Annotated in this window: 17 protein-coding genes; 5 read left to right on the top strand and 12 right to left on the bottom strand. The window is 71.7% G+C overall.

Annotated features, from left to right (window positions below; all coding sequences use genetic code 11):
• Positions 1-259: 259 nt before the first annotated feature.
• Both gabT and ACFW01_RS07700 read left to right on the top strand, forming a co-directional pair.
• Positions 260-1594 (top strand): 4-aminobutyrate--2-oxoglutarate transaminase, encoded by a 1335-nt coding sequence (gene gabT / locus ACFW01_RS07705; protein ID WP_234960130.1) that lies wholly within the window; start codon positions 260-262, stop codon positions 1592-1594.
• Between the two features lie 428 nt (positions 1595-2022).
• Positions 2023-2655 (top strand): phosphatase PAP2 family protein, encoded by a 633-nt coding sequence (locus ACFW01_RS07700; protein WP_384502614.1) that lies wholly within the window; start codon positions 2023-2025, stop codon positions 2653-2655.
• Here the strand turns inward: ACFW01_RS07700 and ACFW01_RS07695 are convergent.
• From ACFW01_RS07695 to ACFW01_RS07660, 8 genes are all read right to left on the bottom strand, one after another.
• Entirely contained in the window at positions 2643-4493 is a 1851-nt protein-coding gene (locus tag ACFW01_RS07695; RefSeq protein WP_384502613.1) for a chitinase, read from the bottom strand. The two genes, ACFW01_RS07700 and ACFW01_RS07695, sit on opposite strands and share 13 nt — an antisense overlap.
• Positions 4494-4580: 87 nt before the next feature.
• On the bottom strand, positions 4581-5036 hold the full coding sequence (locus tag ACFW01_RS07690) for a hypothetical protein (RefSeq protein ID WP_384502612.1): 456 nt from the start codon (positions 5034-5036) through the stop codon (positions 4581-4583).
• A 124-nt stretch (positions 5037-5160) separates the two neighbouring features.
• On the bottom strand, positions 5161-6588 hold the full coding sequence (locus tag ACFW01_RS07685; protein ID WP_384502611.1) for an NAD(P)/FAD-dependent oxidoreductase: 1428 nt from the start codon (positions 6586-6588) through the stop codon (positions 5161-5163).
• Positions 6589-6623: 35 nt separating this feature from the next.
• Positions 6624-7424 carry an ABC transporter permease gene (locus ACFW01_RS07680; protein ID WP_234960135.1) on the bottom strand — a complete coding sequence of 267 codons (801 nt, stop codon included), beginning with the start codon at positions 7422-7424 and terminating at the stop codon, positions 6624-6626.
• The gene (locus ACFW01_RS07675) at positions 7425-8357 is read right to left on the bottom strand and encodes an ABC transporter permease (RefSeq protein WP_384502610.1); all 933 of its coding nucleotides are present in this window, start codon (positions 8355-8357) and stop codon (positions 7425-7427) included.
• Positions 8357-9517: an ABC transporter ATP-binding protein gene (locus ACFW01_RS07670; RefSeq protein WP_384502609.1), complete on the bottom strand. Its 1161-nt coding sequence runs from the start codon at positions 9515-9517 to the stop codon at positions 8357-8359. The genes ACFW01_RS07675 and ACFW01_RS07670 overlap by 1 nt, the downstream gene beginning before the upstream one ends.
• 5 nt (positions 9518-9522) lie before the next feature.
• Positions 9523-10770, bottom strand: a complete 1248-nt coding sequence (locus ACFW01_RS07665; protein ID WP_384502608.1) for a spermidine/putrescine ABC transporter substrate-binding protein — start codon at positions 10768-10770, stop codon at positions 9523-9525.
• Between the two features lie 55 nt (positions 10771-10825).
• On the bottom strand, positions 10826-12361 hold the full coding sequence (locus tag ACFW01_RS07660) for a gamma-aminobutyraldehyde dehydrogenase (RefSeq protein ID WP_384502607.1): 1536 nt from the start codon (positions 12359-12361) through the stop codon (positions 10826-10828).
• A 202-nt stretch (positions 12362-12563) separates the two neighbouring features.
• On the opposite strand from ACFW01_RS07660, the gene ACFW01_RS07655 reads away from it, so the two are divergent.
• Positions 12564-13160 (top strand): NADAR family protein, encoded by a 597-nt coding sequence (locus ACFW01_RS07655; RefSeq protein WP_384502606.1) that lies wholly within the window; start codon positions 12564-12566, stop codon positions 13158-13160.
• 80 nt (positions 13161-13240) lie between these two features.
• Here ACFW01_RS07655 and ACFW01_RS07650 read toward each other — a convergent pair whose 3' ends face one another.
• Both ACFW01_RS07650 and ACFW01_RS07645 read right to left on the bottom strand, forming a co-directional pair.
• Positions 13241-13381 (bottom strand): hypothetical protein, encoded by a 141-nt coding sequence (locus ACFW01_RS07650; protein ID WP_384502642.1) that lies wholly within the window; start codon positions 13379-13381, stop codon positions 13241-13243.
• A gap of 27 nt (positions 13382-13408) precedes the next feature.
• Positions 13409-14284, bottom strand: coding sequence for a DUF4190 domain-containing protein (locus tag ACFW01_RS07645; protein WP_234960141.1), 876 nt, complete (start codon positions 14282-14284; stop codon positions 13409-13411).
• Between the two features lie 156 nt (positions 14285-14440).
• On the opposite strand from ACFW01_RS07645, the gene ACFW01_RS07640 reads away from it, so the two are divergent.
• Together ACFW01_RS07640 and ACFW01_RS07635 are read left to right on the top strand one after the other, a co-directional pair.
• Entirely contained in the window at positions 14441-15502 is a 1062-nt protein-coding gene (locus ACFW01_RS07640; protein ID WP_234960142.1) for an adenosine deaminase, read from the top strand.
• 13 nt (positions 15503-15515) lie between these two features.
• Positions 15516-16226 carry a glycerophosphodiester phosphodiesterase gene (locus ACFW01_RS07635; RefSeq protein ID WP_384502605.1) on the top strand — a complete coding sequence of 237 codons (711 nt, stop codon included), beginning with the start codon at positions 15516-15518 and terminating at the stop codon, positions 16224-16226.
• 102 nt (positions 16227-16328) lie between these two features.
• On the opposite strand, the gene ACFW01_RS07630 is transcribed toward ACFW01_RS07635, so the two are convergent.
• Positions 16329-16958: an HXXEE domain-containing protein gene (locus tag ACFW01_RS07630; protein ID WP_384502604.1), complete on the bottom strand. Its 630-nt coding sequence runs from the start codon at positions 16956-16958 to the stop codon at positions 16329-16331.
• Between the two features lie 12 nt (positions 16959-16970).
• Entirely contained in the window at positions 16971-18161 is a 1191-nt protein-coding gene (locus ACFW01_RS07625) for a spermidine/putrescine ABC transporter substrate-binding protein (protein ID WP_234960145.1), read from the bottom strand.
• Positions 18162-18248: the final 87 nt, after the last annotated feature.

The following is an 18248-nucleotide window of genomic DNA, read 5'->3' as shown; positions in this document are numbered from 1 at the left end:
CCCCTGACCAGCCGCTCCGTCCACCATCAGCGAGCCAATCTAACGCCCTCCCAAGGGGAGTTCACCGCTTACGCGGCCGGGCCCGCCCCGACGTGTCCCGATGTCGCCGTACCCGCCCTGTGTCCGACACCTGTCCAGGACGGACAACCGACACCACGGACAACGCCCACATGGAGCATGCCCACCCCACCCCACCGGTCCTAGCCTGCGAGAAAAGAAGGCAAGAGTCCGCAAGATCCCGCAAGCCCCAGGAGCCCCCATGACCGCACTTCCGCAGGAGCGCCGCGTCGTCACCGCCATCCCCGGCCCGAAGTCGCAGGAGCTGCAGGCCCGGCGCACGGCCGTGGTCGCGCAGGGAGTGGGCTCCGTCCTGCCCGTCTTCACCGCGCGCGCCGGCGGCGGCATCATCGAGGACGTCGACGGCAACCGCCTGATCGACTTCGGTTCCGGCATCGCCGTGACCTCGGTCGGCGCCTCCGCCGAGGCCGTCGTACGCAAGGCGTCCGCGCAGCTCGCCGACTTCACCCACACCTGTTTCATGGTGACGCCGTACGAGGGCTACGTGGCCGTCGCCGAGGCGCTGGCCGAGCTGACCCCGGGCGACCACGCCAAGAAGTCGGCGCTGTTCAACAGCGGCGCCGAGGCCGTCGAGAACGCCGTCAAGATCGCCCGTGCGTACACCAAGCGGCAGGCGGTCGTCGTCTTCGACCACGGCTACCACGGCCGGACCAACCTGACGATGGCGCTGACCGCGAAGAACATGCCGTACAAGCACGGCTTCGGTCCCTTCGCGCCCGAGGTCTACCGCGTCCCGGTCGCCTACGGCTACCGCTGGCCGACCGGCCCGGAGAACGCCGGCCCGGAGGCCGCCGCCCAGGCGATCGACCAGATCAGCAAGCAGGTCGGGGCGGAGAACGTGGCCGCGATCATCATCGAGCCGGTGCTCGGCGAGGGCGGCTTCATCGAGCCGGCCAAGGGCTTCCTGCCCGCCGTCAGCCAGTTCGCCCAGGACAACGGCATCGTCTTCGTCGCCGACGAGATCCAGTCCGGCTTCTGCCGCACCGGCCAGTGGTTCGCCTGCGAGGACGAGGGCATCGTCCCCGACCTGATCACGACCGCGAAGGGCATCGCGGGCGGTCTGCCGCTGGCCGCGGTCACCGGCCGCGCCGAGATCATGGACGCCGCCCACTCCGGCGGCCTCGGCGGCACCTACGGCGGCAACCCGGTGGCCTGCGCCGGCGCGCTCGGGGCCATCGAGACGATGAAGGAGCTGGACCTCAACGCCAGGGCGAAGCACATCGAGGCGGTCATGAAGGCCCGCCTGACCGCCATGGCGGAGAAGTTCGACATCATCGGCGACGTCCGGGGCCGCGGCGCGATGATCGCCGTCGAGCTGGTCAAGGACCGGGCCACCAAGGAGCCGAACCCGGAGGCGACCGCGGCGCTCGCCAAGGCCTGCCACGCCGAGGGCCTGCTGGTCCTGACCTGTGGCACCTACGGCAACGTGCTGCGTTTCCTGCCGCCGCTGGTGATCGGCGAGGACCTGCTGAACGAGGGCCTCGACATCATCGAGCAGGGCTTCGCGGGCCTGTAGGACGGGCAGGTGCGCGAGTGCCCGAACGCGCATCTGAGCTGCGTTTCGCACGCCTGGCGTGGGGAGCGGCAGAGCGTGTGAAGAAGGTGTGCGGGGTGGATGGCAGGACGCCGATGCCCCTGTCCTGAGCGCACCCCCTGCCGTAGGTTCTACGCAGATGAGAGATACACCCCGCCCACAGGGGACTGTGGGCGGATCTCAGGACGCGGCTTCCCCAGCTTCGACCTGGTCGTGCCTCGCGCACACAGCCGGGACCCGTGGGTTCCGGTTCTCCTCACCGATCGGACGGTCGCCCGCCCCAAACCCCCCGGGGCGCGCGGCGTTCCGGTCAGGACGGCCGCCTCGGCACCCGGGACGGCGGTTCACCGAAGGGCCGGCACACTCCCCCCTTGTGCCGGCCCTTCGGTGTGTTTGCCAAGCTGTGCGCCATGCTGCTGCTCGGGCTCCCGGTCCTCCTCTTCGCGCTGATCACCTGGCAGGTCGTCGCCGACGGCCCGCTGGTCGGCGTGGACGAGCGGCTGAGCCGGGCGCTGGTCCGTCCGGACCGCCTCTCCGAGCTGCTGGCCGACCTCGGCAACGTGCAGGTCGCCGTGCCGGTTCTCGCCGTCGCGCTGGCGTACGTCGCGTGGCACGGGCGGGCGCGGGGTGTGGAGCGCTGGTGGCTGCCGCCGCTGGCGGGTGCCCTGGCGATGGCGCTGGTGCCGGCGCTGGTGGCCCCGCTGAAGGCGTGGACCGACCGCCCCGGCACCCCGGCGGTGCCCCCGGCCGTCGGCTACTACCCCTCCGGCCACACCGCCACGGCGCTCGTCGCGTACGGCGCGGCGACGCTGCTGCTGTGCGGCGCGGCGCGTTCGCCGGCCGTACGCCGGGTGCTGGTCGTGTTCTGCGCGCTCCTCGTCCTGGGCGCCTCCTACGGGCTGGTGCGCCGGGGCTACCACTGGCCGTTGGACGTGGTGGCCAGCTGGTGCCTGGGGGCGGTGCTGCTGGCCGGGGTGTGGCGGGTGGCCGGGGTGGGACGGGCGGCGGCCCGGCGGCACCCCGGGGGCGGTCAGCCGAAGTAGGCGTCGAAGTTCTTCATGAACTCCCAGTTCCCGAACCGGTCCCAGTTGATCGACCACGTCATCAGGCCGCGCAGGTCCGGCCAGGTGCCGTGGGTCACGTAGGAGCCGCAGTCGGTCTTCTTGGTCAGGCAGTTCAGGGCCTTGTTCACCTCGGCCGGGGAGACGTGGCCGTTGCCCGCGTTGACGGAGGCCGGCATGCCGATCGCGACCTGGTCGGGACGGAGCGGCGGGAAGACGTTGGCCGCGTCGCCGGCGACCGGGAAGCCGGTGAGGAGCATGTCGGTCATCGCGATGTGGAAGTCGGCGCCGCCCATGGAGTGGTACTGGTTGTCGAGGCCCATGATCGGGCCCGAGTTGTAGTCCTGGACGTGCAGCAGGCTCAGGTCGTCGCGCAGGGCGTGGATGACCGGGAGGTAGGCGCCGGCCCGCGGGTCCTGCCCGCCCCACTTGCCCGTGCCGTAGTACTGGTAGCCGAGCTGGACGAAGAAGGTCTCGGGGGCCATGGTCAGCACGAAGTCGTCGCCGTACTTGGCCTTGAGGGTCTTCAGGGCCGAGATCAGGTTGACGATGACGGGGGTCTTCGGGTTCTTGAAGTCCGTGTCGTCGGCGTTCAGCGACAGCGAGTGGCCCTCGAAGTCGATGTCGAGGCCGTCGAGGCCGTACGTGTCGATGATCGCGGAGACGGACGAGACGAACGTGTCGCGGGCGGCGGTGGTGGTGAGCCGCACCTGGCCGTTCTGGCCGCCGATGGAGATCAGGACCTTCTTGCCCGCCGCCTGCTTGGCCTTGATCGCGGCCTTGAACTCGGCGTCGCTCTCCACGTTCGGGCACTCTCCCCCACTCTCGGCTTCGCTCGAGCGGGAGGGGCCCCCATCCGGGCAGCGGTCGAAGCGGATGTCGCCGGAGGTGACCGAGGTGGGTTCGCCGAAGGCCAGGTCGATGACGTCCCAGCTGTCGGGCACGTCGGCCATCCGCGTGTAGCCGGACCCGTTGGCGAAGCTGGCGTGGAGGTAGCCGACCAGGGCGTGGGCCGGGAGGTCGCCGGACCCGCCGCCGTCCGGGCGCTCGGCGGTGGTGGCGGTGACCGTCGCCGAACGCGCCGACTCCCCGGCGTCGTTGACGGCGGCGACCTGGAAGGCGTACGCCGTCGAGGGGGTCAGGCCGGTGACGGTGGTGGAGGTGCCGGTGACCGTGCGGATGCGGGTGCCGTCGCGGTAGACGGCGTAGCCCGTCGCGCCGGGGACGGGCGACCAGCTCAGCGCGACGCCGGTCGACGTGACGGAACCGGCCGTCAGGCCGCCGGGGACCGCCGGGGGCTGGCCCGCCTCGCCGCCCGGGCCGGTGAGCGAGATGTCGTCGGCGTGGTAGGCGCCGGTGCCGTACCAGCCGTGGGTGTAGACCGTGACGCGGGTGGTGGACGGGCCGGTGCGGAAGGTGGTCGTCAGGCGCTGCCAGTCGGGGGCCGACTGGGCCCAGGTGGAGACGTCGGTGGTGCCGGTACCGCTGGCGCCGAGGTAGACGTAGGTGCCGCGGACGTATCCGGAGAGCGTGTACTGGGAGTCGGGTCGTACGGTCACCGTCTGCGCGCAGCGGGCGTTGTCGGCGCCGGCCGGGGTGGCCTTCAGCGCCGCCGTGCCGCTGCGCACGGGCGTGCCGACGACCGCGCCCGCCGTGCAGGTCCAGCCGTCCAGGGCGGACTCGAAGCCGCCGTTGCGCGCGAGGTCCGCGTCGGCCGCACGGGCGGCCGACGTGAGCGCGGTCAGACCGGACGCGGCGAGTGCCGCGGCGGTGAGCAGGGTGACGAGGGGGCGACGGGCGAGCGGTCTGGAGCGTTCCACAAGTGCCTCCGGACATGGGGGAGATGGGGAGGGTGGAGCGCGCCCAACTTGGTCCAGACCAATTCGCTTGTCAACCCCTTGCGCTGCTCACATCCCTCCCTCCTCCCCCGCGAGTGCCGCCGCCGCCTCGTGCATCGCCAGTTCCAGCAGCGCGGGGTCGGTGAGGGTGCCGGAGCCGTCCGGCGGGATCAGCCAGCGGACCCCGCCGGACGCTCCGCCCGGGTGCGGCACCACGATCCAGGTGCCGAGCCCGGCCGTCCGGACCCCGGTGCCCACCCAGCGGGTCGCCGTGCCGGCCGGCACGAAGAAGCCCGTCCGCGCGTCGCCGAAGTCGACGAGCACCGGGCCCGGCCGGTGCAGGACGCGGGAGAGCACGTCGAGGGTCGGATAGCCGAGCCTGCTCGGCAGGATGAGCACGTCCCAGGCCCGGCCCGCGGGCAGCAGCGCGACACCCAGGGGGTCGCGCTCCCACTCCCGCCGGCAGGACTCGGGATCCGGTGCGACGGATGCCAGCCACGCGACCGCCGTCTTCGCACCAGGCATGTGAAGACCTCCCTCTCGCTCGTTCGACGCGGGGTGCGTCACGAGGGAGAGGGAGGTCACCGGCGGGCATTACGCGAGTCGCCGCACCTCGTTCGGGTGAAGCGGGTCACACGGACCCGGCCGGCTAGCTGTCGAAGCCCAGCCCCAGCTTGTCCATCGTCCGCAGCCAGAGGTTGCGCCGGCCGCCCTGGGCGTCCGCGCGGGCCAGCGACCACTTGGTGAGCGCGATGCCCGTCCAGGCGAAGGGTTCAGGCGGGAAGGGCAGCGGCTTGCGGCGGACCATCTCCAGTTCGGTGCGCTCGGTGCGCTCCCCCGACAGCAGGTCGAGCATCACCTCGGCGCCGAACCGGGTGGCGCCGACGCCGAGGCCCGTGTAGCCGGCCGCGTAGGCGACCTTGCCCTGGTGGGCGGTGCCGAAGAACGCCGAGAAGCGGGAGCAGGTGTCGATGGCGCCGCCCCAGGCGTGGGTGAAACGGACGTCCTCCAGCTGCGGGAAGCAGGTGAAGAAGTGCCCCGCGAGCTTGGCGTAGGTCTCCGGGCGGTCGTCGTACTCGGCGCGCACCCGGCCGCCGTACGGGTAGATCGCGTCGTAGCCGCCCCACAGGATCCGGTTGTCGGCGGAGAGCCGGAAGTAGTGGAACTGGTTGGCGCTGTCCCCGAGCCCCTGCCGGTTCTGCCAGCCGATCGAGGCCAGCTGCCCGTCGCTGAGCGGCTCGGTCATCAGGGCGTAGTCGTAGACCGGGACGGTGTACGGGCGCACCCGCTTGACCAGGCTCGGGAAGATGTTGGTGCCGAGCGCGACGGTGCGGGCGCGGACACCGCCGTACGGGGTGCGGACGGCCATGCCGGCACCGTACGGCTTCAGGGTGAGCGCCGGGGTGTTCTCGTAGACGCGCACGCCGAGGCCGAGGCAGGCCCGCTTGAGGTTCCAGGCGAGCTTGGCGGGGTTGAGCATGGCCACGCCCCTGCGGTCCCACAGGCCCGCCCGGAAGGTCGGGGAGTCGACCTGTTCCCGTACGGCGTCGCCGTCCAGGTACTCGACGCCGTCCGCGAGCCCCTTCGCGCGGATCTCCTCGTACCAGTCCTTCAGTTCGGCGGCCTGGTAGGGCTCGGTCGCCACGTCGATCTCGCCGGTGCGCTCGAACTCGCAGTCCAGGGTGTGGCGGGCGACCGCCGTCTCGATCGCGTCGAGGTTGCGGGCGCCCAGCTCCTCCAGCTTGTGGATCTCGCCCGGCCAGCGGCTCAGCCCGTTGGACAGGCCGTGGGTGAGGGAGGCGGCGCAGAACCCGCCGTTGCGGCCGGAGGCGGCCCAGCCCACCTCGCGGCCCTCCAGCAGCACCACGTCCCGGCCCGGGTCGCGCTCCTTGGCGATCAGCGCGGTCCACAGCCCGCTGTAGCCGCCGCCGACGACCAGCAGGTCGCAGGTCTCGGCACCGGTGAGGGCGGGCTGCGGCCGGGGACGGCCGGGGTCGTCCAGCCAGTACGGGACCGGCTGGGCGTCGGAAAGGGATTTCGTCCAGTCGTTGCTGCGGCTCATGGCGCTTGGGGCCATGATTTCAACTCCCTACGAATGCATTACTCAGTACGCTACGCCTTGCGGCGATTTCGGCGGTTGCCGACGGCCATCGAGGCCAGAACGAACAGTACGGCGATGACGAACATGGCCGTACCGACGACATTGATCTGAACGGGCGTTCCGCGCTGCGCCGAGCCCCAGACGAACATGGGGAAGGTGACGGTGGAGCCCGCGTTGAAATTGGTGATGATGAAATCGTCGAAGGACAGCGCGAAGGCGAGCAGCGCGCCGGCCGCGATGCCGGGGGCCGCGATGGGCAGCGTGACCCGGACGAAGGTCTGGAAGGGACCGGCGTACAGATCCTGCGCCGCCTGCTCCAGCTTCGGGTCCATCGACATCACGCGCGCCTTGACGGCCGTCACCACGAAGCTGAGGCAGAACATGATGTGGGCGATCAGGATCGTCCAGAAGCCCAGCTGGGCGCCCATGTTGAGGAACAGGGTGAGCAGCGAGGCGGCCATCACGACCTCGGGCATCGCCATCGGCAGGAAGATCAGCGAGTTGATCGCACCCCGTGCGCGGAAGCGGTAGCGGACCAGCGCGAAGGCGATCGCGGTGCCCAGCGCCGTGGCGCCGAGCGTCGCCCAGAGGGCGATCTGGAGGCTGAGCGACAGGGATCCGCACAGCCCGGCGACACCGCACGGGTCCTTCCAGGCGTCCGTGGAGAACTGCTGCCATTCGTAGTTGAAGCGCCCGTTCGGTTTGTTGAACGAGAACACCGTGACAATGACATTGGGCAGCAGGAGATATGCGAGCGTCAGCAGTCCGGCGATGACGACCAGATTGCGCTTGAACCAGTTGACGAAGGCCATCTAAACCAGATCCTCCGTCCCGGACTTCCGAATGTAGAGGGTGACCATGGCGAGAATCGCGGCCATCAGGATGAAGGAGAGGGCCGCCGCCGTCGGATAATCCAGCACCCTGAGGAACTGGGACTGGATGACGTTGCCGATCATTCCGGTGTCGGCCGAGCCCAGCAGGGAGGCGTTGACGTAGTCGCCGGTCGCCGGGATGAAGGTCAGCAGCGTGCCGGAGACGACGCCGGGCATCGACAGCGGGAAGGTGACCTTGCGGAAGACCGTGGAGGGCTTCGCGTACAGGTCGCGCGCGGCCTCGTGCAGCCGCCCGTCGATGCGCTCCAGGGACGTGTACAGCGGCAGGATCATGAAGGGGAGGAAGTTGTACGTCAGACCGCAGACCACCGCGAGCGGCGTGGCCAGCACGCGGTCGCCGGACGTCCAGCCCAGCCAGCTGGTGACGTCCAGGACGTGCAGCGTGTTCAGGGCGCCGACGACCGGTCCGCCGTCCGCGAGGATCGTCTTCCAGGCCAGGGTGCGGATCAGGAAGCTGGTGAAGAAGGGCGCGATCACCAGGATCATGATCAGGTTGCGCCAGCGTCCCGCGCGGAAGGCGATCAGGTACGCGAGCGGGTAGCCGAGGACCAGGCACAGCACGGTCGCGGAGGCCGCGTAGGCGACCGAGCGCAGGAACTGCGGCCAGTACTCGGACAGCGCCTCCCAGTAGGTCACGAAGTGCCAGGTGACCTTGTAGCCCTCCTCCAGCGAGCCCGTCTGCACGGACGTGGAGGCCTGGTAGATCATCGGCGCGGCGAAGAAGACGACCAGCCACAGGATGCCGGGCAGCAGCAGCCAGTACGGCGTCCAGCGGCCCCTCTTGCGCGGGGGCTTCTTCGGCTCGGGCGCGGGCGGGGTGAGCGGCGGTGGCGCCTCGGTGAGGGTCGGCATCAGGCGGCCTCGCCCTCGGTGACGCCCGCGTCTATGTCCTGGGACGCGTCCAGCCCGAAGGTGTGCGCCGGGTTCCAGTGCAGGACGACGTCGGCGCCGGGCACGATGCGGGCGTCGCGGTCGATGTTCTGGGCGTACACCTCGAAGTCGGGGCAGGCCGCGCAGTCCACGACGTACTGGGTGGAGACGCCGATGAAACTGCTGTTGCTGATCTTGCCGGTGACGCGGTTGCGGCCCTCGGGTATGGAGCCGGCCTCGTCCGCGTGGGTGAGGCCGACCTTCTCCGGGCGTACGCCGACCAGCACCTTGCCGCCCGCCTGCGCGGGCACGGCACAGCGGCTGCCGGGCAGGAGCAGCTTGTCGCCGGCCGCGCGCACCACGACGTCGTCGCCGCTGCGGGTGTCGACCTCGGCCTGGATCAGGTTGGAGGTGCCCAGGAAGTTGGCGACGAAGGTGGTCTGCGGGTTCTCGTACAGGTCGGCGGGGGCGCCCAGTTGCTCGACGCGGCCCCCGTTCATCACAGCGACCTGGTCGGCCATGGTCATGGCCTCCTCCTGGTCGTGCGTGACGTGTACGAAGGTGATGCCGACCTCGGTCTGGATGCGCTTCAGCTCCAGCTGCATCTGGCGGCGCAGCTTGAGGTCGAGGGCGCCGAGCGGTTCGTCGAGGAGCAGCACCTTGGGGTGGTTGATCAGCGCGCGGGCGACCGCGACGCGCTGCTGCTGGCCGCCGGAGAGCTGGTGCGGCTTCTTGCGCGCCTGCTCGCCGAGCTGGACCAGCTCCAGCATCTCCTCGACCTGCTTCTTCACCGACTTGATGCCGCGCCGGCGCAGGCCGAAGGCGACGTTCTCGAAGATGTCGAGGTGCGGGAAGAGGGCGTAGGACTGGAAGACCGTGTTGACCGGCCGCTTGTAGGGCGGGAGGGCGGTCACGTCCTGGTCCCCGAGGTGCACGGTGCCGCCGCTGGGCTCCTCCAGCCCGGCGATCATGCGCAGGGTGGTGGTCTTGCCGCAGCCGGAGGCGCCGAGCAGGGCGAAGAAGGAGCCCTGCGGGACGGTCAGGTCGAGCGGGTGCACGGCGGTGAAGGAGCCGTAGGTCTTGCTGATGCCGGAGAGGCGGACGTCGCCGCCGCCCGGCTGAGCCTTCGTCGTATTCGTCATCGTCGTCACGCCCCAGTGAGCTTCGCGAACTTCTCTTCGTATGCCGTCTCTTCCTTCGAACTCAGGGAGCGGAAGGAGTGCGACTTGGCCTGCATGGCCTTGTCGGGAATGATCAGCGGGTTGTTCGCCGCTTCCTCGTCGATCTTCGCCAGCTCGTCCTTCACCCCGTCGACGGGGCAGACGAAGTTGATGTAGGCGGCGAGTTCCGCGGCCGGGCGGGGCTCGTAGTAGTAGTCGATGAGCCGCTCGGCGTTCGTCTTGTGCCGCGCCTTGTTGGGGACCAGCAGGTTGTCGCTCGACGTGACGTAGCCGCTGTCCGGGATCACGAAGTCGATGTCCGGGTTATCCGCCTTGAGCTGGACGACGTCCCCGGCCCAGGCCAGGCAGGCCGCGAAGTCGCCCTTGCTGAGGTCCGAGGTGTAGTCGTTGCCGGTGAAGCGGCGGATCTGACCGCGGTCGACACCCTTCTGGAGCCGCGCGATCGCCGCGTCGTAGTCGTCGTCCGAGAAGCGGGCCGGGTCCTTGCCCCGGTCGAGCAGCACCATGCCGACGGTGTCGCGCATCTCGGTGAGGAAGCCGACCCGGCCCTTGAGCTTCGGGTTGTCGAGCAGGTCGGAGACCGTCTTCACCTCGATGCCGTCCAGCGCCTTCTTGTTGTAGGCGATGACGGTCGAGATGCCCTGCCAGGGGTACGAGTAGGCGCGGCCCGGGTCCCAGTCCGGGTTGCGGAACTGGGGCGACAGGTTGGCGAAGGCGTGCGGCAGGTTGGCCGGGTCCAGTTTCTGGACCCAGCCGAGGCGGATCAGGCGGGCTGCCAGCCAGTCGGTGAGGACGATGATGTCGCGGCCGGTCTCCTGGCCCGCGGCGAGCTGCGGCTGGATCTTGCCGAAGAACTCGCTGTTGTCGTTGATGTCCTCGGTGTACGTGACCTTGATGCCGGTGCGCTCGGTGAACGCCTCCAGCGTGGGGTGGCGCCGGCCGGCCTCGTCGACGTCCATGTACTCGGTCCAGTTGGAGAAGGCGATCCGCTTCTCCTTCTCGGACCGGTCCTCGGCGGAGACGCCGCCCTCGGTCTTGCCGGCCGCCGGGATCCCGCAGCCGCTCAGAATGCCGAGGCCGCCGGCCGCGAGCGCGCCGCCCGCGGAGGCGCGCAGCAGTGAGCGACGGGTGAGGGCGGCCCTGCCGCTCCTGAGACTGCGCCGCATGGCGGCCACTTGGGCCGGTGACAGGCGGTCGGGCTCGTACTGCTCCATGCGCGTGGTTGCCCTTTCGGGTGGGTCGGCCGTGGTCGGCGGCCTCTCGACGTGACTATCGGTCCCCGAAGACGGTGCGGTGCCAGTCCTTGGCCGCCACCGCGGTGTTGTCGAACATGACGTGCTTGACCTGTGTGTACTCCTCGAAGGAGTAGGCAGACATGTCCTTGCCGAAGCCGGACGCCTTGTATCCGCCGTGCGGCATCTCGCTGATGATCGGAATGTGGTCGTTGATCCACACACAGCCCGCCTTGATCTCGCGGGTGGCGCGGTTCGCCCGGTACACGTCCCGGCTCCAGGCGGAGGCGGCGAGCCCGTACGGCGTGTCGTTGGCCAGCCGGATGCCCTCGTCGTCGCCGTCGAAGGGCAGCACGACCAGGACGGGACCGAAGATCTCGGACTGGACGACCTCGCTGTCCTGCGCGGCGTCGGCGATGAGGGTGGGCCGGTAGAAGGCGCCGTCCTTGAGGTCGCCCTGCGGCGCCTCGCCGCCGGCCACCACGCGCGCGTAGGAGCGGGCCCGGTCGACGAAGGCGGCGACGCGGTCCCGCTGGACGTGGCTGACCAGCGGGCCGAGGTCGGTGCCCGGCGCGAAGGGGTCGCCGACCCGCACGGTCTCCATGAGGGCGGCGGTCTTCTCGACGAACGCCTCGTACAGGGGCCGCTGCACGTACGCGCGCGTGGCGGCGGTGCAGTCCTGGCCGGTGTTGATCAGCGCGCCCGCGACCGCGCCGTGGACGGCGGCGTCCAGGTCGGCGTCGTCGAAGACGAGGAAGGGCGCCTTGCCGCCCAGCTCCAGGTGCAGGCGCTTGACGGTGGCGGTGGCGACCTCGGCGACCCGCTTGCCGATCGCGGTGGACCCGGTGAAGGAGGTCATGGCGACGTCGGGGTGGGCGACCAGGTGCTCGCCGGCCTCCCGCCCGGTCCCGCTCACGATGTTGATCACGCCGTCGGGGAGGCCGGCGGCGGTCGCGGCCTCGGCGAACATCAGGGAGGTCAGCGGGGTGATCTCGGCGGGCTTCAGCACGATGGTGTTGCCCGCGGCGATCGCCGGGAGGATCTTCCAGGCGGCCATCTGGAGCGGGTAGTTCCAGGGCGCGATGGACCCGACCACGCCGATCGGCTCGCGGCGCACGTACGAGGTGTGGTCGCCGGAGTACTCCCCCGCCGACTGGCCCTGGAGGTGCCGGGCGGCGCCGGCGAAGAAGGCCGCGTTGTCGATGCTGCCGGGCACGTCGAACTCGCGGGTCAGCTTCAGCGGCTTCCCGCACTGGAGCGACTCCGCGCGGGCGAAGCCCTCGGCGCGGTCGGCGAGCACGGCGGCGAACCGGTGCAGGGCGTCGGAGCGCTCGCCGGGCGTGGCGCCCGCCCACCCCGGGAACGCCTCCCGCGCGGCGGCGACGGCCGCGTCGACGTCGTCGGGACCGGCGAGCTCGTAGGTCAGGACGTCCTCGCCGGTCGCCGGATCGACGACGGTGTGGGTACGCCCGGAGGTGCCCTTCGTCAGGCGGCCCGCGATGTACTGGGCCCCGTCCGCGAAGCGGTCCTGGGCCGGGAATCGGTCCGGGGTGGCGTTGCCCGGGTTGTGCATGTCGGCTCTCCTCGGTCTCCCCGTGGCGGGGGCCGGCGTGGCTCAGGCTCGATGTGAGTGCCGATCCTGACAGAGCACTAGGGCTCCAACAAGTGATTCCGTTGTTGCCATTTGGTTACGCGACGGAATCTGTCGACCAGGTGTCGAGTCGCCACGGAAAAGCACGGACGGAGTGTCAGTGGCGCGTGCCAGACTCGCGTGCATGGACAGGATCACGGGGGCGGCGCCGGAGGCCGGCGTCATCGACAGCAGGGAGGCGCTGCTCGGCCGGATCCGCGCGGGCGCCCGGATCAAGTACCTCTGCTTCTGGGGCCACCGCCCGCTCCCCGACGGCCGCGTCGGACCGGGCTGCCTGAGCCAGTGGTGGCCGTCGCCGTTCACCGTCGCAGGGGTGGAGTACGCGACGGCCGAGCACTGGATGATGGCCGGCAAGGCCAGACTCTTCGAGGACCCGGAGGCCGAGCGCCGCGTCCTGGCCGCCGGCCATCCCGCCGAGGCCAAGAAGGCGGGCCGGCTGGTCCGCGGCTTCGACGAGGCGGTGTGGCGGCGGGAACGCTTCGCGATCGTCACCGAGGGCAGCACCCACAAGTTCGCCTCGGACCCGACGCTGCGCGACTTCCTGCTGGACACGGGCGACAGGGTCCTGGTCGAGGCGAGCCCCGTGGACCGCGTCTGGGGCATCGGCCTGCCCGCCTCCGACGAGGCGGCGACGGACCCGGAGCGGTGGCGGGGGGCGAATCTGCTGGGGTTCGCGCTGATGGAGGCACGGGAGCGGCTGCGGACCCGCGCGTCGGGCTGACGACCGGCGGGGAGCGTCCGTGCACGCCACGCGTCCCCGTGCGGGGGGGGTTATGCGGGGTGGGGTGATGCGGGGCGGGGTTATGCGGGGTGGCGCGATGCGGGGCCGGCGCGAAGCAGGCGCCGCGAGGCAGGCAGCGCGAGGCAGGCAGCGCGAAGCAGGGCGCCGCGAAGCAGGGCGCCGCGAAGCAGGGCGCCGCGAAGCAGGGCGCCGCGAAGCAGGGCGCCGCGAGGCAGGGCGGCGGGCGCTCAGGGCGCGAGGATCACCAGCAGCCCGAAGCCCACGCCCAGCACCACGCCGACGATTCCGCAGATGACCCCGGCCAGCGCCTGGCCCGCGTTGGTCGCCTCGCCCCGGTTCGCCTTCGCGCGGCCGAGGGAGCCGAAGACGATCCCGAGGATGCCCACGATGATCGCGAGCGGCCAGAGGCAGAAGCCGACGGCGGCGATGATGCCGAGGACGAGGCCGGTGGTGCCCATGCCGTTGCTCGGCATCGGCCCCATGCCGGACCAGCCGTAGTAGCCGTGCGGCTGCGCACCGGGGTATCCGGCCGGACCCGGGTGCCCGTAGCCGACCGGGCCCGGGTAGCCGTAGGGGACCTGGCCGGGGCCGTCCGGCGCGATGGGCGGCGGCGGGACCGGCTGCCGGTCCTGGGCGTACGGCGGCGGCGTGACCGGGGGTGCGAAGGGGTTGGGTGCGCCGGTGCTCGCGGCGGCCGTCGGGTCCGGTGCCGCGAAGGGGTTGGCGGGGGCGGACGGGGCGGCCCACCGCGGGGGGTCCGCGGCCGGCATGGACGTGACCGTCTGCTGGTCGTGGACGGACGGGGGCGGCCAGGACGCGCCGTCGTTCGAGGCGACGGTCGCGCCGGGTCCGCCGTCGCCCGGAGGCGCGGTGTCCGCGGGCGCCGCCCAGGGGTCGGGGGTGGCCGCGCCACCGGGGGCCGTCGGCGCTCCCGGCGTGTGCGGCTTGTCGAGGCCCACGCCGGGGGCCGGTGCGGTGGCGCCCGCGGAGGGGCCGCCGTCGGCAGGGTTGCCGGGCGCGGCCGGGCCGGGTGCCGGATCGTTCCCCGGAGCCTGAGGCGTGTGCCGCGGGTCGTTTCTCGGCGGCTGCGCGTCGTCGGGCATGTGCGGGTCCCCCTCAGTCGAACGTCCCGTCATGCTACGGCCCGTCCCCGTCCGGCACGGGCCCGGCCTACGATGATCCCGAGTCACCGATCAGCCGATCACCCGCGCCCCGCCGGCCCACGCCGGCCCGGGACGCCGCCGTGGGGAGGAACACCCTTGACCGAGCACCTCGTCGACCCCGACGTCCCGCGTGACCTGCACGCCTTCATCGCCGGACTGCCGAAGGCCGAACTGCACGTCCACCACGTCGGTTCCGCCTCCCCGCGCATCGTCTCGGAGCTGGCCGCGCGCCACCCCGACTCCAAGGTCCCCACCGACCCCGAGGCCCTGGCCGACTACTTCACCTTCACGGACTTCGCGCACTTCATCGACGTGTACCTGTCCGTCGTGGACCTGATCCGCACCCCGGAGGACGTCCGGCTGCTGACCTACGAGGTGGCCCGGGAACTGGCCCGGCAGCAGGTGCGGTACGCCGAGCTGACCATCACCCCGTTCTCCTCCACCCGGCGCGGCATCGACGAGCGCGCCTTCATGGACGCGATCGAGGACGCCCGCAAGGCGGCGGAGGCCGAGTTCGGGACCGTACTGCGCTGGTGCTTCGACATCCCCGGCGAGGCCGGGCTCCAGTCGGCGGAGGAGACCGCGCGGCTCGCCACGGACGACCGGCTGCGCCCGGAGGGCCTGGTCTCCTTCGGCCTGGGCGGGCCCGAGATCGGGGTCGGCCGGCCGCAGTTCAAGCCGTACTTCGACCGGGCGATCGCCGCCGGACTGCACTCGGTGCCGCACGCCGGCGAGACCACCGGCCCTCAGACCGTCTGGGACGCCCTGACCGAGCTGCGCGCGGAGCGCATCGGCCACGGCACCAGCTCCGCCCAGGACCCGAAACTGCTGGCCCACCTCGCCGAACGGCGGATCCCGCTGGAGGTGTGCCCGACCTCGAACATCGCCACCCGCGCGGTGCGCACCCTCGACGAGCACCCGATCAAGGAGTTCGTGCGCGCCGGAGTCCCGGTGACGATCAACTCCGACGACCCGCCGATGTTCGGCACCGACCTCAACAACGAGTACGCCGTCGCCGCCCGGCTCCTCGGCCTGGACGAGCGGGGCCTCGCCGGCCTGGCGAAGGACGGGGTCGAGGCGTCGTTCCTGGACGCGCCGGGCAAGGCACGGATCAAGGACGAGATCGACACGTACACCGCCTCCTGGCTCTCCTCCTGAGACGGCGGCCCCCATGCGTCCTCCCCTGCGCGACGTGACCGCCGTGGCCCACCGCGGCGACCCGTACCGGCACCGCGAGAACACGCTCGACTCGCTGCGCTCCGCCCTCGACCGCGGCGCGGACGCGGTCGAGACCGACGTACGCCTCACCCGGGACGGCGTACCCGTGCTGCTGCACGACGAGACGCTGAAGCGGCTGTGGGAGCACGAACGGCCGCTGCGCTCCCTGACCGCCGAGGAGGTGCGGGGGCTGACGGCGGGCGGGGTGCCGACCCTCGCACAGGCGCTGGCCGCGACCGGGGACGCCCGGCTGATGCTCGACCTGCCGGGCGGCCCGGACGAGCGCGCCGTGCGCCGGATCGTGGACGTCGTGCGCGAGTGCGGCGCAGGGGAGCGCGTGTACTACACCGCGGGCCCCGTCGCCATGCTCGCCGTACGCGCCGCCGACCCGGCCGCCGAGATCGCCCTGACCTGGACGACGTCGGCCCCGCCGCGCCCCGCCCTGCTGGCGGCGGTCCGGCCCCGGTGGCTCAACTACCGCTTCGGCCTGGTCGACCGGGCCCTGTCCGACCGCGTCCACGCCGACGGCCACCTGCTGTCGGTGTGGACCCCCGACACCCGCCGCACCATGCGCCGCCTCATCGCCCTGGGCGCGGACTCGATCACGACGAACCGGGTGGACGTGCTGTGCGCCCTGCGCGACGGGGCGGGTCCGCGCCCGTAGGGAGCAAGTCCCCCCGCTCGTGGGGGACTTCCCGGATTCCGCGCCCCAGGCCCGTGCACTCCTCCCCGACGGTTCCCGACGGGGCGCGGCGGACGAGGATGATCATCGACCTTCCCGCCCGGACCCACTGGAGCCGTCGATGCGTGCCCGTCCCTCTTCCGTCCTCGCCGCTTTCCTGGGGCCTGGCCCCGTCAGCCGCCGCGCCACGGTGTGCGCCGCGACCGTCGCCGCGCCCGCGAGCCCCAGCCCCAGGGCGAGGTCGCGCGGGCGCGTGGGCCGCAGCACACCGGCGCGGCGCAGCCGGTGCCGGGCCCAGAGGGTGAACGGGAGGACGATCAGCGGAGAGGTGACCGACCCGGGCGTGTAGCCGCGGACGAGTCCCGCCTGCGTGAGGTGGACCAGGCCGTGCAGGCCGAAGGCGTCGAGTGCGGTCTGGTACGCGGCCGACCGCCCGCCGGTCAGCCGTCCCGCGACGGACGCGGAGGCGACGACCGCGGCCATCGCCCCGACCGCCACGGCGAACTCCCGCCCGTCGACCGCCCCGGCCCGCCGCCAGACACCCTCCGGCACCGTGGGGAACCGCTCGCGCAGGAGTGGCAGATTGCGGCGCCACCAGCCCGGCATGGTCGCCAGTTCCTCGGCATCGTGCAGGGCCCAGGCGGCCAGCAGCCCGAGCGTGACCGCACCGCCGACTTCCGCCGAACGCTTTTCACCACTCGATGAATTATCCACCCCGACAGTCTGCTATACGCCGACGATCCCGTTCCACCGCTTCGCGAACTCCGCACGCTCCCCCGCCCCGATGTCCCGGGCGATCCTGAGGCGCTCGCGCATCTTGTCGTCCGGGAAGATCAGCGGGTCCTCGGCGAGGGCAGCCGTGTCCGGGTCGTCGGAGGAGGCGAGGACGTCCCGGGCGGCGGGGACCGGGCAGACGTAGTTGACCCAGGCGGCCAGCTCGGCGGCGACCTCGGGCTGGTAGTAGTAGTCGATCAGGCGCTCGGCGTTGCCCTTGTGGCGGGCCAGGTTGGGGATCATCAGGGACTCGGCCCACAGCTCGGCGCCCTCCTCCGGGACGACGAACTCGATGTCCGGGTCGTCGGCCTGCAGCTGGATCACGTCACCCGAGTAGGCCTGGCAGGCCAGCACGTCCCCGCTGGAGAGGTCCTTGATGTAGTCGTTGCCGGTGAAGCGTCGGATCTGGCCCTTGCCGACCTGCTTCTCCACCAGGTCGCACATCGTGTGGAAGTCGTCCGCCCGCCAGTCGGTGATGTCCACCCCGTCGCCCTGCATCAGCAGGGCGAACGCCTCGTCCATGCCGGACAGCAGGGTCACCCGGCCCTTGAGGTCGGCCGCCCACAGGTCGGACACGTGCCGGATCTCCCGGCCCAGCCGGCGGCGGTTGTAGGCGATGCCGGTGATGCCCGACTGCCAGGGCACGGTGTACTTGCGGCCGGGGTCGAAGGCGGGCGAACGCAGCAGCGGGTCCAGGTACTCGGTGACGTTCGGCTGCCGGGAGCGGTCCATCTCCTGCACCCAGCCGAGCCGGACGAACCGGCCGCACATCCAGTCGCTGATGACGATCAGGTCGCGGTCGGTGGGCTGGTGGTTCATCAGGGACGGGCTGATCTTGCCGAAGAACTCGTCGTTGTCGTTGATCTCCTCGATGTAGTCGACGGAGATGCCCGTCCGGTCCTCGAACGCCTCCAGCGTGGGCCGCCGGCTCGGGTGTTCGTCGTCGGTGTCGATGTACAGCGGCCAGTTCGCCCAGGTGAGCCGGCGTTCGGCGGCGGACCGGTCGGCGGCGGCGCGGTCGCCCGGCGCGACGTACGCGGCCGGCACACCGCAGCCGGCCAGCGCGCCGAGCGCGGCGCCGCCGCCCAGGCCGCGCAGCAGGGACCGGCGGGAGATCGAGGGCGTCCTCGGGAGCAGGGGCATGGCCGCAGGATCCCGCGCCTCTGCCCGGCGGGACAATCGACGCTGCGTCGAGCACCTCCGGCCAGGCCCGACACCCTGTCGACCGCA

The organism is Streptomyces sp. NPDC058985, assembly GCF_042740985.1.
Lineage (GTDB): Bacteria > Actinomycetota > Actinomycetes > Streptomycetales > Streptomycetaceae > Streptomyces.
The sequence above is the reverse complement of the archived record's forward strand: the minus strand, read 5'-3'. Positions and strand labels throughout refer to the sequence as shown.

Excerpts from the sequence above, each read along its gene's own strand:
- ACFW01_RS07665 (WP_384502608.1), bottom strand. The coding sequence starts at position 10,770 with ATGGAGCAGTACGAGCCCGACCGCCTGTCACCGGCCCAAGTGGCCGCC.
- ACFW01_RS07655 (WP_384502606.1), top strand. The coding sequence starts at position 12,564 with ATGGACAGGATCACGGGGGCGGCGCCGGAGGCCGGCGTCATCGACAGC.
- ACFW01_RS07690 (WP_384502612.1), bottom strand. The coding sequence starts at position 5,036 with ATGCCTGGTGCGAAGACGGCGGTCGCGTGGCTGGCATCCGTCGCACCG.
- ACFW01_RS07680 (WP_234960135.1), bottom strand. The coding sequence starts at position 7,424 with ATGGCCTTCGTCAACTGGTTCAAGCGCAATCTGGTCGTCATCGCCGGA.
- ACFW01_RS07625 (WP_234960145.1), bottom strand. The coding sequence starts at position 18,161 with ATGCCCCTGCTCCCGAGGACGCCCTCGATCTCCCGCCGGTCCCTGCTG.
- ACFW01_RS07685 (WP_384502611.1), bottom strand. The coding sequence starts at position 6,588 with ATGGCCCCAAGCGCCATGAGCCGCAGCAACGACTGGACGAAATCCCTT.
- ACFW01_RS07670 (WP_384502609.1), bottom strand. The coding sequence starts at position 9,517 with ATGACGAATACGACGAAGGCTCAGCCGGGCGGCGGCGACGTCCGCCTC.
- ACFW01_RS07660 (WP_384502607.1), bottom strand. The coding sequence starts at position 12,361 with ATGCACAACCCGGGCAACGCCACCCCGGACCGATTCCCGGCCCAGGAC.
- ACFW01_RS07675 (WP_384502610.1), bottom strand. The coding sequence starts at position 8,357 with ATGCCGACCCTCACCGAGGCGCCACCGCCGCTCACCCCGCCCGCGCCC.
- ACFW01_RS07635 (WP_384502605.1), top strand. The coding sequence starts at position 15,516 with ATGCGTCCTCCCCTGCGCGACGTGACCGCCGTGGCCCACCGCGGCGAC.
- ACFW01_RS07645 (WP_234960141.1), bottom strand. The coding sequence starts at position 14,284 with ATGCCCGACGACGCGCAGCCGCCGAGAAACGACCCGCGGCACACGCCT.
- ACFW01_RS07700 (WP_384502614.1), top strand. The coding sequence starts at position 2,023 with ATGCTGCTGCTCGGGCTCCCGGTCCTCCTCTTCGCGCTGATCACCTGG.
- gabT (WP_234960130.1), top strand. The coding sequence starts at position 260 with ATGACCGCACTTCCGCAGGAGCGCCGCGTCGTCACCGCCATCCCCGGC.